Genomic DNA, 13,348 nt, shown 5'->3' on the forward strand with positions numbered 1-13,348 from the left:
CGACGCAAACGGCCAAAAGGGGATCGATGTGGCCAAGGTCGCTGGCCGGGTTTAATGTGCCGGCCTCTTCGCGGGCAAGCCCGCTCCCACAGGTACACCACAATATCCCAGAGTTGTGGAGATCCTGTGGGAGCGGGCTTGCCCGCGAAGAGGCCCGCCCAGGTCAACCGCGAAAGTGGCTGGGCGCCACGCCACTCCAGCGCTGGAACGCATGGCGGAAGCTGGCCGTTTCGCTGAACCCCAAGGTTTCGGCAATCCGGTAGATCGGCATCTGTTCATCGGCCAACAACTGCTTGGCCCGCTCGAAACGCAGCTCATCGAGCAGCTGTTGATAACTGCTGCCCAGCGCCTGCAGGTGCCGACGCAGGGTCCGCGATGAGCAGTTCATCTGCCGCGCCAAACCCTCAAGCCCGGGCGCTGCGTCCAGTTGTTGGGCCAGCAGCTGGCGAATCTTGCCCAGCCAGGCCTGACGACCTGTGAACTCGAGGTTCAGGCGCCGGCAGCGCTCGCTCATGGCTTTGTGGGTAATGGGGTCGGCCAACGGTAGCGGCGTATCCAGCCAGCGCCGCTCGAAGGCAAACGCGTTGTCCTCGGCCGCGAAGCCGATCGGGCATTGGAAGGCACGGGTATAAAGGCTGTGGTATCCCGGCCGAGCATGCTCGAAGCGGCTGCCGAGCAGTGGCAGGGGCCGGCCCAGCAAGTCGTCGCAAATCACTTTCAGCGAGACCAGGCAGAACTCTGCATTGAAAGCGGTCAGCGCCGGGCTGTCGCGGTAATCGCTGGCGCTGAGCCAGACACGCTGGCCGTCGTCGATCAGGCGCAGTTGGAAGACTGTTCCCAGCAGTGCCGGAAAGCGCAGCGCCAGGCGCAAGGCGTCACCCAAAGTGGCACTGGAGAGCAGGGCGTAACCGAGCATGCCATAGCACGACACGTGCATGCGCTGGCCCAGCTCCAGGCCGATGTCTTCGCGCCGGGCGACGGCATTGGCACACACCTGCAGCTCTTGCTGGGTGGTGATGCGCGCGTCTGCATGCCCCAGGTCCGCCGGGCCGATGCCGCTGCCGGCGAGCAAGGCCGAAGCTTCGCAACCCTCAGCCTGAAAGACGTTGAGGATCAGCGAAACCGCGTTGAGGGTGGTCAGGTGGCTGTGCAGCATGCTCGGTATCCCGTTGGTTGGGATGCATTATGGAGCAAGTTGTGTGCCGCAAACCTGGGGCAGCGCAACCGCGCCAGATCATGCAGGCAAAAAAAAGGCCCGATGCATGCGCTCGGGCCTTTGAAAGGTTGAGAGGTGTCTAGTCCCTCGACCTGGTGAGACAGTTGAAGCGGTCGGTTACGCCTTCAGCGGAACCAGACGCGGTGCGATCATGTTTTCTGGGCGCAGGATGTCGTTGAGCATCTCTTCGTCCAGCAGCTTCTCTTCGCGCACCAGTTCCAGCACACCGCGGCCTGTTTCCAGGGCAACACGGGCGATACGGGTGGCGTTTTCGTAGCCGATGTAAGGGTTCAGGGCGGTGACCAGGCCGATCGAGTGCTCGACCAGTTCACGGCAGCGCTGTTCGTTGGCAGTGATGCCGACGATGCAGTGCTCGCGCAGCATGTCCATGGCGCGCTGGAGCAGGCGGATCGAGTCGAAGATCTTGTAGGCGATCAGCGGCTCCATCACGTTCAGCTGCAGCTGGCCACCTTCGGCGGCGACGGTCAGGGCCAGGTCGTTGCCCATGATGGCGAAGGCCACCTGGTTGACGGCTTCCGGGATTACCGGGTTGACCTTGCCTGGCATGATCGAGCTGCCTGGCTGACGCGCTGGCAGGTTGATCTCGTTGATGCCGGTACGCGGGCCGCTGGACAGCAGGCGCAGGTCGTTGCAGATCTTCGACAGCTTGACCGCGGTACGCTTGAGCATGCCGGAGAACAGCACGAAGGCGCCCATGTCGGAGGTGGCTTCGATCAGGTCGGCAGCCGGGACCAGCGGCTGGCCGCTGATGGTTGCCAGGCGCTGTACGGCGAGCATCTGGTAGCCCGGGTCGGCGTTGATGCCGGTACCGATGGCAGTACCACCCAGGTTGATTTCGGTCAGCAGCTCCGGCGCCAGCGAACGCAGACGGTTGAGGTCTTCGGTCATGGTGGTGGCGAAGGCGCGGAATTCCTGGCCCAGGGTCATCGGCACGGCGTCCTGCAGCTGGGTACGGCCCATCTTCAGTACGTGGTCGAACTCTTTACCTTTGGCGGCGAAGGCCTGGATCAGGCTGTCGAGGCTGGCGAGCAGGGCGTCATGACCCAGCAGCAGACCCAGACGGATAGCAGTCGGGTAGGCGTCGTTGGTCGACTGCGCCATGTTCACGTCGTTGTTCGGGTGCAGGTACTGGTACTCACCCTTCTGGTGGCCCATGGCCTCCAGCGCGATGTTGGCGATGACTTCGTTGGCGTTCATGTTGGTAGAAGTACCAGCACCGCCTTGAATCATGTCCACCACGAACTGCTCGTGGTAGTCGCCTTTGATCAGCCGGCCGCAGGCGGCGCTGATGGCGGCGTGCTTGGCATCGCTCAGGTGCCCCAGCTCTCGGTTGGCGTCAGCAGCAGCCTGCTTGACCATCGCCAGGCCCACTACCAGTTTCGGGTAGTGCGACAGCGGAACACCGGAGAGGTGGAAGTTGTTGGCAGCGCGCAGGGTCTGGATGCCGTAGTAGGCATCAGCAGGAACTTCAAGGGTACCCAGCAGATCTTTTTCGACGCGGAACGATGCAGCGGCAGACATGATGTATATCATCTCGAATTTGACCCGGCACATGCCGGAATGGCGCTAATCCTAGGCCCGAAGAGGATTTTGCGGCCAATGCTGTTGCACGCTAACCTATGCACAAACGGCATAGTGTTTCATGTGACGCCAATTGACATTCGAGCGTGTTCCATTTTGGTGCACGCCGGGAGATGTGCTTCGTGAACCTGGAAAGCAAATGGCTGGAAGACTTCAGCGCCCTGGCTGCCACGCGCAGTTTTTCGCAAGCGGCAGAGCGGCGTTTCGTCACTCAACCGGCCTTCAGTCGACGTATTCGCAGCCTCGAAGCAGCCTTGGGCCTGCAGCTGGTGAATCGTTCCCGCACGCCGATTGAACTGACCGAGGCCGGGCAGCTGTTTCTGGTCACGGCGCGCACCGTTGTCGACCAGTTGAGCGAAATTCTGCGCCATTTGCACCACCTCGAAGGTGGCCAGGGCGAGGTTATCCAAGTGGCGGCGGCGCACTCCCTGGCGTCGGGGTTTTTCCCTCGTTGGGTGGCCCAGTTGCGCAACGACGGGTTGAACATCGCCACCCGTCTGGTGGCGACCAACGTGGGTGATGCGGTGCATGCCCTGCGCGAAGGCGGTTGCGACCTGATGCTGGCCTTCTATGACCCAGATGCCGCGCTGCAGATGGATGCCGAGATCTTCCCGTCGTTGCACATGGGCACCACCGAAATGTTGCCGGTGTGTGCTGTGGATGCCGACGGCCAGCCCTTGTTCGACCTGGAAGGCGAGGGCAGCGTGCCACTTTTGGCCTACACCGCCGGTGCCTTCCTCGGCCGTTCGGTGAACCTGCTGCTGCGCCAGCGCAACCTGCGCTACACCACTGTTTATGAAACCGCCATGGCCGACAGCCTCAAGAGCATGGCGCTGGAGGGCATGGGCATTGCCTGGGTGCCCCGCCTGTCGATGCGCGGCGAGCTGGAGCGGGGTGAGCTGGCCATCTGCGGTGGCAGCCAATGGCACGTGCCCCTGGAAATCCGCCTGTACCGCTGCGCCCTGGTGCGCAAGGCCAACGTGCGCTTGTTGTGGCGCAAGTTGGAAGGGGCGGCGGCGGTTGACCCAAAAGTCAGCCAAAGCCCCGAAAAATAAGGCCGACAGTTGGTCGCCGGGGGTGCCAGCATCGCCCAGGGTTACGGTATACTGCGCGGCCTTTAGACCGGATAGCTCCGGTCCTGATCAGCAAACAAGCCACGCCGGTCGTCCCGCGTGGCTTGTTGTTTTTTGACGCGCCCAAGGGCGCACAAGCGAAGAGGCTCGACGATGAGTGCACTGGTTGGCGTGATCATGGGCTCCAAGTCCGATTGGTCCACCCTTAGCCACACCGCCGATATGCTGGAAAAACTCGGCATTCCCTACGAAGTGAAGGTGGTTTCCGCCCACCGCACCCCGGATCTGCTGTTCCAGTATGCCGAAGAGGCCGAAGGCCGTGGCATCGAGGTGATCATCGCCGGTGCCGGTGGCGCAGCCCACCTGCCAGGCATGTGCGCCGCCAAGACCCACCTGCCGGTGCTGGGCGTGCCGGTGCAGTCGTCGATGCTGTCGGGTGTCGATTCGCTGCTGTCGATCGTGCAGATGCCGGCGGGCGTTCCGGTCGCGACCTTGGCCATCGGCCGGGCGGGCGCGATCAACGCTGCATTGCTGTCGGCGAGCATCCTGGGCGCCAAGTACCCGCAGTACCACGCGGCGCTCAAGCAGTTCCGCACGGAACAGACCGACACCGTGCTGGACAATCCAGACCCGCGCCAGGCTTGAGGCTGACCCCATGAAGATCGGTGTAATCGGTGGTGGCCAGCTCGGCCGCATGCTGGCCCTGGCGGGTACTCCGCTGGGCATGAACTTCGCGTTCCTCGACCCGGCTGCAGATGCCTGCGCCGCCCCTCTGGGCGAGCACCTGCGCGCCGACTACGGTGACCAGGACCCTCTGCGCCAGCTGGCCGACGAAGTCGACCTGGTGACCTTCGAGTTCGAAAGCGTCCCGGCCGAAACCGTGGCCTTCCTCTCGCAGTTCGTCCCGGTCTACCCAAGCGCCGAAGCGCTGCGTATTGCCCGCGACCGCCTGTTCGAGAAGAGCATGTTCCGCGACCTGGGTATTCCGACCCCGGCCTTTGCCGACATCCTCTCCCAGGCAGACCTGGATGCCGCGGTCGCCAGCATCGGCCTGCCAGCCGTGCTCAAGACCCGCACCCTGGGCTACGACGGCAAGGGCCAGAAGGTCCTGCGCAGTGCTGAAGACGTGGTCGACACCTTCGCCGAGCTGGGCAGCGTGCCGTGCCTGCTGGAAGGCTTCGTGCCGTTCACCGGCGAAGTCTCGCTGGTGGCCGTCCGTGCCCGCGATGGCGAAACCCGCTTCTATCCGCTGGTGCACAACACCCACGAGAGCGGCATCCTGCGCCTGTCGGTGGCAAGCGAAGCGCACCCGCTGCAAGGCCTGGCCGAAGACTACGTCGGCCGTGTGCTGAAGCAGCTGGACTATGTCGGCGTGATGGCGTTCGAGTTCTTCGAAGTCGACGGCGGCCTGAAGGCCAACGAAATCGCCCCGCGTGTGCACAACTCCGGGCACTGGACCATCGAAGGCGCCGAGTGCAGCCAATTCGAGAACCACCTGCGCGCCGTTGCCGGCCTGCCGCTGGGCTCGACCGCCAAGGTCGGTGAAAGCGCCATGCTCAACTTCATCGGCGAAGTACCCGCGGTGGACAAAGTGGTCGCCATCGAAGACTGCCACCTGCACCACTATGGCAAGGCCTTCAAGGTCGGGCGCAAGGTTGGCCATGCCACCCTGCGTTGCCAGGACATGGCCACCCTCGAGCGCAAGATTGCCGAAGTAGAGGCGCTGATCAGCAACTGATCGGGCTGTAAATCGAACTTCTGCAAGCGGCTTGCCCTCTGAACATGGCAACAAGCCAAAGCCCGTCTAGGCTTTGGCTTGTTCCATCTTCACTGCAGAGGGATTGCCATGGGCATCATTGGAACCATCTTCATCGGCCTCATCGTTGGCCTGCTGGCCCGCTTCATCAAGCCGGGCGACGACAGCATGGGCTGGATCATGACCATCCTGCTGGGTATTGCCGGCTCCTTGCTCGCCACCTACGGCGGCCAGGCACTGGGCATTTATCAGGCGGGGCAGGCCGCAGGGTTCTTCGGCGCGCTGGTCGGTGCCGTCGTCCTTCTGGTGATCTACGGATTAATCAAGAAACGCTGAATACTGTTTAGAATGCTCGGCAATTCATCCGAGTTGCCGAGCATTTTCATGCGTGCCTTATTTCTCATCCCCTTGCTTCTGGCCAGCACCCTGGCCCGTGCCGAGCTGCCCGAAACCGACTGGCTGGAGCTGATGCCCAAGTCGGACCAGAAGGCCCTTGAGCAGATGCCCGAAATCGACCACAACTCGCCGGAGGCCATGGGCACCTTCACCGACAAGGGCGGCCTCAAGCAGAGCAAAGGATTGCCGGCGGTGATGTATTCGACCAAGACCGTGGCCGCCATGAACGGCAAGCAGATTCGCCTGGGCGGTTACCCGGTGCCGCTGGAGAGCGATGCCAAGGGCAACAGCACGCTGTTTTTCCTGGTGCCGTACCCGGGCGCCTGCATCCACGTGCCGCCACCGCCACCGAACCAGTTGGTGCTGGTGCGCTACCCGAAGGGGCTGAAAATCGACGACATCTACACGCCGCTGTGGGTTAGCGGGGCGTTGAAGGTGGAGAAGGTCAGCAACGACCTGGCGGATGCGGCCTATGCGCTGGATGCGCAGAAGGTGAGGGTGGTGGAGGACGCCGACCTCTGATTGCCTGCACCGGCCTCTTCGCGGGTAAACCCGCTCCCACAGGTACTTCACCCATTTCGAATGCGGTGCAGTACCTGTGGGAGCGGGTTTACCCGCGAAGAGGCCCGCAAAACCACTGCAAAACTCAGATCATTTCACAACCAATCTGCACGCCCAGCGAATGGCTCGCGCCAGGCTTCAATTCCACCACGTCATCCCACACATTCGCCGTCTCGATGCACAGCATCCGCTGCCAGCCATCATCCGCCATGTCCGGCAGCTCCCGCGCCCGCTCGGTCCACGGGTTCCAGATCACCGCCGAGCGCGAGCCACTGCTGGTCAGGGTAATCCGCCGCGCCCAGTGGGGGTCGACAATGCTCAGGGTTTGCGGGGTAGCCAGGTAGATCCGGTCAGTCTCCCCGGCAAATGCCAGCGCACCTTGCTGCTGGCGCTGCTCCCAGTCGGCCAAGGTCTCGATGTAGCTCAACCCCTCCACACCCTCGACCCGCGCCTGGCGCACGTCGCTGACGGCGAAGTAGCTGTGCAGGGCTTGGCTGATGGTCACACTGTCGCTGCCGAGGTTATAGCTGGTCAGCGTCACGTTCAGCTGTTCGCCCAGTTCGATCAGCAACTTCAGCTCGACCTCATGCGGCCAGCCGGGCAAGTCACCTTGAGCCGCAGGCAGCTCGAATTCGATCTGAATTGTGTCGCCGACCTGCTCGGCCCTGTTCAACTGCCAGTCGCGACCCCGCACCAGCCCATGAGCGGGGGCTTGTTCGCCCGTGTACATATTTTGTACAGACGCGGGGTTGCGCTGCAGGTTGCCAAACCACGGCCAGCACACCGGTACCCCGGCGCGTACGGATTTGCCCTGGCGGAAAATGGCCTGGTCGCTCAGCCACAGCAGCGGCGGTTCGCCCACACGCTGGTAGCTGAGGATCTGCGCGCCCTGCTGGGCGATCAGTAGTTCGGCATGCTCGCTGGTGATGCGCCAGCAATTGAGTTCGCCGTGTTGCTCGGTGTCGACCTTGAAAGTAGCCATTGCACTCGTCTCATTGATTGCCCAGTGGGCCTTGGACCCGGGCACGTGCAATGAGTTTACCGCCGGCGTGGCTCAGCGACGAGGCACAGAGCGGGTGCGGCCACTGCCGTCGATGGCGACGAAGACGAATACCGCTTCGGTCACCTTGCGCCATTCGCTGGACAGCGGGTCGTCGCTCCACACTTCGACCATCATCTGGATCGAGCTGCGGCCGATTTCCAGGGTCTGGGTATAGAACGACAGCTGGGCGCCCACGGCGACCGGGACCAGGAAGGCCATGCGATCGATGGCCACCGTGGCCACACGGCCACCCGCGACACGGCTGGCCATGGCAGTGCCGGCCAAATCCATCTGGGCGACCAGCCAGCCGCCAAAGATGTCACCAAAGCCGTTGGTCTCACGAGGGAGTGCGGTGATTTGCAAGGCCAGGTCGCCTTGCGGGATTGGATCTTCTTGTTCGAGCTCAATCATGCGATGGGGCCTCTGACCCGTGACGCTTTCGTTGGTGTGGCGCAAAGGCCGGGTAAACGATTCAGCTGGAAACATACTACGCCGATTTCGTTTCACTGGGCGGCCGTAGGGAAACTCTGCGAAACCGCCTGACATGCAGACCGGCGTTTTCGCACAACATCCCACGCTAGGAGCAACCTTTTCCTACGAACGGCCAGTATATAGAGCATAACGGCCAGCGACGACCGCGCATTCATGAATATCTGTATGGTTTTTGTATCGCTTTCGGCGCGCCTCGGCAATTTGCTATCTTCGCTCGTCTACCAATCCAGAAGTCGCGCGCCAAGCGGCCTGCATGACCTACAAGAGAAAGATCGATGACCTCCGTGCCGAGCAGTATCGAGCAGCCTTCACGGCCGCTGACCCGCAGCGACTACAAGACCCTTTCACTGTCCGCCCTGGGCGGTGCACTGGAGTTCTACGACTTCATCATCTTCGTGTTCTTCGCCACGGTGGTCGGCAAGCTGTTCTTCCCTGCCGACATGCCGGAATGGCTGCGCTTGATGCAGACGTTCGGCATCTTCGCCGCCGGCTACCTGGCGCGGCCACTGGGCGGCATCGTCATGGCGCACTTCGGTGACCTGCTCGGGCGCAAGAAGATGTTCACCCTGAGCATCTTCATGATGGCGCTGCCGACCCTGATCATGGGCCTGCTCCCGACCTACGCGCAGATTGGCCTGTGGGCACCGGTTTTGCTGCTGCTGATGCGCGTGATTCAGGGCGCGGCGATTGGTGGCGAGGTGCCGGGCGCCTGGGTGTTCGTCTCGGAGCACGTACCAGCGCGCAATACCGGCTACGCCTGCGGCACGCTGACCGCCGGGCTGACCTCGGGCATTCTGCTCGGCTCGCTGGTCGCGACCCTGATCAACAGCATTTACACCCCAGGTGAAGTTGCCGATTACGCCTGGCGTATACCGTTCTTGCTGGGCGGTGTGTTCGGCCTGTTCTCGGTGTACCTGCGCCGCTGGCTGCACGAAACCCCAGTGTTCGCCGAGATGCAGCAGCGCAAGGCCCTGGCCGAAGAGCTGCCGCTGCGTGCCGTGCTGCGTGATCACCGTGGCGCGATCATTTTGTCGATGCTGCTGACCTGGCTGCTGTCGGCCGGCATCGTGGTGGTGATCCTGATGACCCCGGCGCTGCTGCAGAGCTTCTACCAAATCAGCCCGACCGACTCGCTCAAGGCCAACAGCCTGGCCATTGTGCTGCTCAGCCTCGGCTGCATCGGTGCCGGTAGCCTGGCCGACCGCATCGGCGCTGGGCGTGTGTTCATCGTCGGCAGCCTGCTGTTGCTGGCCAGCTCCTGGACCTTCTACCACAGCCTGCCGACCCGCCCCGACCTGCTGTTCCCGCTGTATGCGCTGACCGGCCTGTGCGTCGGTATCGTCGGCGCCGTGCCCTATGTGATGGTCAAGGCCTTCCCACCGGTGGTGCGTTTCAGCGGCTTGTCGTTCTCTTACAACGTCGCCTACGCCATCTTCGGCGGGCTGACGCCGATGGTGGTGACCGCGCTGTTGAAGGTCAGCCCGATGGCGCCGGCCTATTATGTGGCGGGGCTGTGTGCTGTCGGGCTGGCCGTAGGCGTTTATCTGTTCGCCAATAAGCGCTGATCGGCTTGCATCAATTGCCTCCCTCATTGGGGGAGGCGAAGAGCCTGAGCGGTTACCCCGCGCCTCCTTGCAACATCTTGAAAAGGCCATCCCCGGCACCCGGTGATGGCCTTTCATCCAATTGTCACATTGAAGTCATATCGTATTCATGCGGCCTGCAGATACTTGGGCCCGATCCATCCAACACCCCCAATATTCCTGCTAGGAGCAAGGCATGAAACTGAAGCGTTTGATGGCGGCCCTTACCTTCGCCGCCGCTGGCGTTGCAACCGCCAATGCGGTAGCCGCTGTCGACCCAGCAATCCCGACCTACACCAAGACCACCGGTGTTTCGGGCAACCTCTCCAGCGTCGGTTCGGACACCCTCGCCAACCTGATGACCCTGTGGGCCGAGGCCTACAAGAAGGAATATCCGAACGTAAACATCCAGATCCAGGCCGCCGGTTCCTCCACCGCGCCACCCGCGCTGACCGAAGGCACCGCCAACCTGGGCCCGATGAGCCGCAAGATGAAGGACGTCGAGCTGCAGGCCTTCGAACAGAAGTACGGCTACAAGCCGACCGCCATCCCGGTCGCCGTTGACGCCCTGGCTGTATTCGTCCACAAGGACAACCCGATCAAGGGCCTGACCATGGCTCAGGTCGATGCGATCTTCTCGTCCACTCGCCTGTGTGGCGCCAAGGCCGATGTCAAAACCTGGGGCGACCTGGGCGTGACCGGCGACCTCGCCAACAAGCCAGTGCAGCTGTTCGGCCGTAACTCGGTATCGGGCACCTACGGCTACTTCAAGGAAGAAGCCCTGTGCAAAGGCGACTTCAAGCCTAACGTCAACGAACAGCCTGGCTCGGCTTCGGTCGTGCAGTCGATCAGCTCCTCGCTGAACGGCATTGGCTACTCGGGCATCGGCTACAAGACCGCTAGCGTCAAGACCGTAGCCCTGGCCAAGAAAGAAGGCGGCGAGTTCATCGAAGACAACGAAGAAAACGCCCTGAACGGCAAGTACCCGCTGTCCCGCTTCCTGTACGTCTACGTCAACAAGGCCCCGAACAAGCCTCTGGCTCCGCTGGACGCCGAGTTCATCAAGCTGGTGCTGTCGCAAGCTGGCCAGCAGGTCGTGGTGAAGGATGGCTACATCCCGCTGCCGGCCAAAGTGGTCGACAAGACCCTGGCTGACCTGGGCCTGTCCCACGCTGGTAACGTCGCAAAGAAGTAAGTAACTGAGGAAGCGGCCGGTGCCTAAGCCCGGCCGCTTCCACGAATTCTCAGTCCGAAGCCAGAACCCCTGAGCGTCGGGCTTTCTTGCGTCACTGCATTGTCATGTTTTTGTCATACGGGACCGCTAGGGTGTGCGCATGAATGATCTGGCCAACTCCACCATGACCCAAAATTCCCAACCCGTGCGGATTGACTTCAATACGCCCGAGTTGCAACGCAAGCGCCGCATGCGTGCGCTCAAGGACCGCCTGACCCGCTGGTATGTACTGGTGGGCGGGCTTGCCGTATTGGCGGCAATTACCCTGATTTTCTTCTACCTGGCGTACGTGGTGCTGCCGCTGTTCCAGGGCGCTGAGCTGACCAGCAAGAAGGCCCTGGAGCCGACCTGGCTGCAACAGGATGCCGGCAAGCCGCTGATGATCGCGCTTGAAGAGCAAAACCTGGTGGGCATGCGGGTTTCCGACAAGGGGCAGGCACTGTTCTTCGACACCAAGACCGGTGCCGAGCTGCAGCGCGTCGACCTGCCGGTGCCGGCCGGTACCCAAGTGAGCTCCATCAGCACCGATCAGCCGGGTAGCCCGCTGGTTGTGCTGGGTCTGTCCAATGGTCAGGCGTTGGTGTTCCACCACACCTACAAGATCACCTACCCGGACAACAAGAAGACCATCACCCCAGGCATCGACTACCCCTACGGCAAGGACGCGTTCGTGCTTGACGACCAGGGCCGCCCTCTGGAGCACGTGAGCGTCAACGTCAACGGCGAAACCCTGCTGCTGGCAGGTTCCACCGGTTCGCACCTGCAGGTCACCCAGCTGACCCGCGAAGAGAACATGATGACCGGCGAGGTCACCAGCGAGCAGAACCGTATCGACCTGCCGCAGATGACCGAACCGGTCAAGGCCATCTACGTCGACCCGCGCCAGCAATGGCTGTACGTGGTCAACGGCCGTGCCACCGCCGACGTCTTCAGCCTGCGTGACAAGAGCCTCAACGGCCGCTACAAGCTGCTGGAAGATGGCAATGCCGAGATCACGGCCAGTGGCCAGTTGGTGGGCGGTATCTCGCTGATCTTCGGTGACTCCAAAGGTGGCATGAACCAGTGGTTCATGGCCCGCGATCCCGATGGCGAGTCGCGCTTCAAGTTGATCCGCAGCTTCCAGATGGGCAACGCGCCGATCGTCCAGATCGATGCCGAAGAGCGCCGCAAGGGCTTCATCGCCCTGGACGCCGAAGGCAAGCTTGGTGTGTTCCACAGCACCGCGCACCGCACCCTGCTGGTCGAGCCGGCTGCAGAAGGCGCTGGCATCCTGGCCCTGTCGCCGCGTGCCAACCGCATCATCATCGAGGAAGGCGGCAAGCTGCTGCCGCTGAGCCTGAAGAACCCGCACCCGGAAGTCTCCTTCAGCGCGCTGTGGGGCAAGGTCTGGTACGAGAACTATGACGAGCCCAAGTATGTCTGGCAGTCGACTGCGTCGAACACCGACTTCGAGCCTAAGCTGAGCCTGTCGCCGCTGACCTTCGGTACCCTGAAGGCTGCGTTCTACGCGATGATCCTGGCCGCCCCGCTGGCCATTGCCGCCGCCATCTACACCGCCTACTTCATGGCCCCTGGCATGCGCCGCAAGGTCAAGCCGGTGATCGAGCTGATGGAAGCGATGCCGACGGTGATCCTCGGCTTCTTCGCCGGCCTGTTCCTCGCGCCGTACCTCGAAGGCCACTTGCCGGGTGTGTTCAGCCTGTTCGTACTGATGCCGTTCGGCATCCTGCTGGCAGGTTTCGTCTGGAGCCGCCTGCCGGAGTCGATCCGCCTGCGCGTGCCGGATGGCTGGGAAGCGGCGATCCTGATCCCCGTGATTCTGTTCACCGGCTGGTTCGCCCTGACCATGAGCCCTTACCTGGAGACCTGGTTCTTCGGCGGCGACATGCGCCTGTGGATCACCAACGACCTGGGCATCACCTACGACCAGCGCAACGCCCTGGTAGTCGGTATCGCCATGGGCTTCGCGGTCATCCCGAACATCTACTCGATTGCCGAAGACGCCGTGTTCAGCGTGCCGCGCAGCCTGACCCTGGGCTCCCTGGCCCTGGGTGCGACGCCGTGGCAGACCCTGACCCGCGTGGTCATCCTCACCGCCAGCCCGGGTATCTTCTCGGCGCTGATGATCGGCATGGGCCGTGCGGTGGGCGAGACCATGATCGTGCTCATGGCCACCGGCAACACCCCGGTGATGGAGATGAACCTGTTCGAAGGCATGCGCACCCTGGCCGCCAACGTGGCGGTAGAAATGCCAGAGTCGGAAGTCGGTGGCAGCCACTATCGCGTGCTGTTCCTGGCGGCCCTCGTGCTGCTGATGTTCACCTTCATCATGAACACCTTGGCCGAGCTGATTCGCCAGCGTCTGCGCAAGAAATACTCGTCGCTTTGATAGA

The 13,348-nt window shown here is 62.6% G+C and carries 12 protein-coding genes; 8 read left to right on the plus strand and 4 right to left on the minus strand.

Features of this window, described 5'->3' with window-relative positions; all coding sequences use genetic code 11:
• Nucleotides 1–163: 163 nt before the first annotated feature.
• Nucleotides 164–1,156 (minus strand): AraC family transcriptional regulator, encoded by a 993-nt coding sequence (locus AB7M33_RS09250; RefSeq protein ID WP_099430818.1) that lies wholly within the window; start codon nucleotides 1,154–1,156, stop codon nucleotides 164–166.
• Between the two features lie 177 nt (nucleotides 1,157–1,333).
• Nucleotides 1,334–2,758 carry an aspartate ammonia-lyase gene (gene aspA / locus AB7M33_RS09255; protein WP_027592118.1) on the minus strand — a complete coding sequence of 475 codons (1,425 nt, stop codon included), beginning with the start codon at nucleotides 2,756–2,758 and terminating at the stop codon, nucleotides 1,334–1,336.
• Nucleotides 2,759–2,940: 182 nt separating this feature from the next.
• On the opposite strand from aspA, the gene AB7M33_RS09260 reads away from it, so the two are divergent.
• From AB7M33_RS09260 to AB7M33_RS09280, 5 genes are all read left to right on the plus strand, one after another.
• On the plus strand, nucleotides 2,941–3,873 hold the full coding sequence (locus AB7M33_RS09260; protein ID WP_172960396.1) for a LysR substrate-binding domain-containing protein: 933 nt from the start codon (nucleotides 2,941–2,943) through the stop codon (nucleotides 3,871–3,873).
• Nucleotides 3,874–4,044: 171 nt separating this feature from the next.
• The gene (gene purE, locus AB7M33_RS09265) at nucleotides 4,045–4,536 is read left to right on the plus strand and encodes a 5-(carboxyamino)imidazole ribonucleotide mutase (protein ID WP_016489856.1); all 492 of its coding nucleotides are present in this window, start codon (nucleotides 4,045–4,047) and stop codon (nucleotides 4,534–4,536) included.
• Nucleotides 4,537–4,546: 10 nt separating this feature from the next.
• Nucleotides 4,547–5,629, plus strand: coding sequence for a 5-(carboxyamino)imidazole ribonucleotide synthase (locus AB7M33_RS09270; RefSeq protein WP_238210087.1), 1,083 nt, complete (start codon nucleotides 4,547–4,549; stop codon nucleotides 5,627–5,629).
• Between the two features lie 108 nt (nucleotides 5,630–5,737).
• The gene (locus AB7M33_RS09275; RefSeq protein WP_027592121.1) at nucleotides 5,738–5,983 is read left to right on the plus strand and encodes a GlsB/YeaQ/YmgE family stress response membrane protein; all 246 of its coding nucleotides are present in this window, start codon (nucleotides 5,738–5,740) and stop codon (nucleotides 5,981–5,983) included.
• Nucleotides 5,984–6,031: 48 nt separating this feature from the next.
• Nucleotides 6,032–6,565, plus strand: coding sequence for a DUF3299 domain-containing protein (locus tag AB7M33_RS09280; RefSeq protein ID WP_420832917.1), 534 nt, complete (start codon nucleotides 6,032–6,034; stop codon nucleotides 6,563–6,565).
• 124 nt (nucleotides 6,566–6,689) lie between these two features.
• Here the strand turns inward: AB7M33_RS09280 and AB7M33_RS09285 are convergent, their stop codons facing one another.
• Together AB7M33_RS09285 and AB7M33_RS09290 are read right to left on the minus strand one after the other, a co-directional pair.
• The gene (locus AB7M33_RS09285; RefSeq protein ID WP_454242749.1) at nucleotides 6,690–7,586 is read right to left on the minus strand and encodes a D-hexose-6-phosphate mutarotase; all 897 of its coding nucleotides are present in this window, start codon (nucleotides 7,584–7,586) and stop codon (nucleotides 6,690–6,692) included.
• Between the two features lie 72 nt (nucleotides 7,587–7,658).
• Nucleotides 7,659–8,057, minus strand: coding sequence for an acyl-CoA thioesterase (locus AB7M33_RS09290; RefSeq protein WP_003253317.1), 399 nt, complete (start codon nucleotides 8,055–8,057; stop codon nucleotides 7,659–7,661).
• A gap of 356 nt (nucleotides 8,058–8,413) precedes the next feature.
• Between AB7M33_RS09290 and AB7M33_RS09295 the strand changes: the two genes are divergently transcribed.
• The 3 genes from AB7M33_RS09295 to AB7M33_RS09305 all read left to right on the plus strand — a co-directional run bounded on the left by AB7M33_RS09295 (nucleotide 8,414) and on the right by AB7M33_RS09305 (nucleotide 13,344).
• Nucleotides 8,414–9,703 (plus strand): MFS transporter, encoded by a 1,290-nt coding sequence (locus tag AB7M33_RS09295; protein ID WP_027592124.1) that lies wholly within the window; start codon nucleotides 8,414–8,416, stop codon nucleotides 9,701–9,703.
• A gap of 214 nt (nucleotides 9,704–9,917) precedes the next feature.
• Nucleotides 9,918–10,916, plus strand: coding sequence for a phosphate ABC transporter substrate-binding protein PstS (locus tag AB7M33_RS09300; protein WP_027592125.1), 999 nt, complete (start codon nucleotides 9,918–9,920; stop codon nucleotides 10,914–10,916).
• A 139-nt stretch (nucleotides 10,917–11,055) separates the two neighbouring features.
• The gene (locus tag AB7M33_RS09305) at nucleotides 11,056–13,344 is read left to right on the plus strand and encodes an ABC transporter permease subunit (protein ID WP_454242750.1); all 2,289 of its coding nucleotides are present in this window, start codon (nucleotides 11,056–11,058) and stop codon (nucleotides 13,342–13,344) included.
• The last annotated feature ends 4 nt before the right edge of the window (nucleotides 13,345–13,348 follow it).

Source organism: Pseudomonas sp. Y3 TE3536 (assembly GCF_053629175.1).

Bases quoted from the DNA above. Each gene is read 5' to 3' on its own strand.
- AB7M33_RS09250 (WP_099430818.1), bottom strand. From the start codon at position 1,156: ATGCTGCACAGCCACCTGACCACCCTCAACGCGGTTTCGCTGATCCTC.
- aspA (WP_027592118.1), bottom strand. From the start codon at position 2,758: ATGTCTGCCGCTGCATCGTTCCGCGTCGAAAAAGATCTGCTGGGTACC.
- purE (WP_016489856.1), top strand. From the start codon at position 4,045: ATGAGTGCACTGGTTGGCGTGATCATGGGCTCCAAGTCCGATTGGTCC.
- AB7M33_RS09270 (WP_238210087.1), top strand. From the start codon at position 4,547: ATGAAGATCGGTGTAATCGGTGGTGGCCAGCTCGGCCGCATGCTGGCC.
- AB7M33_RS09275 (WP_027592121.1), top strand. From the start codon at position 5,738: ATGGGCATCATTGGAACCATCTTCATCGGCCTCATCGTTGGCCTGCTG.
- AB7M33_RS09280 (WP_420832917.1), top strand. From the start codon at position 6,032: ATGCGTGCCTTATTTCTCATCCCCTTGCTTCTGGCCAGCACCCTGGCC.
- AB7M33_RS09285 (WP_454242749.1), bottom strand. From the start codon at position 7,586: ATGGCTACTTTCAAGGTCGACACCGAGCAACACGGCGAACTCAATTGC.
- AB7M33_RS09290 (WP_003253317.1), bottom strand. From the start codon at position 8,057: ATGATTGAGCTCGAACAAGAAGATCCAATCCCGCAAGGCGACCTGGCC.
- AB7M33_RS09295 (WP_027592124.1), top strand. From the start codon at position 8,414: ATGACCTCCGTGCCGAGCAGTATCGAGCAGCCTTCACGGCCGCTGACC.
- AB7M33_RS09300 (WP_027592125.1), top strand. From the start codon at position 9,918: ATGAAACTGAAGCGTTTGATGGCGGCCCTTACCTTCGCCGCCGCTGGC.
- AB7M33_RS09305 (WP_454242750.1), top strand. From the start codon at position 11,056: ATGAATGATCTGGCCAACTCCACCATGACCCAAAATTCCCAACCCGTG.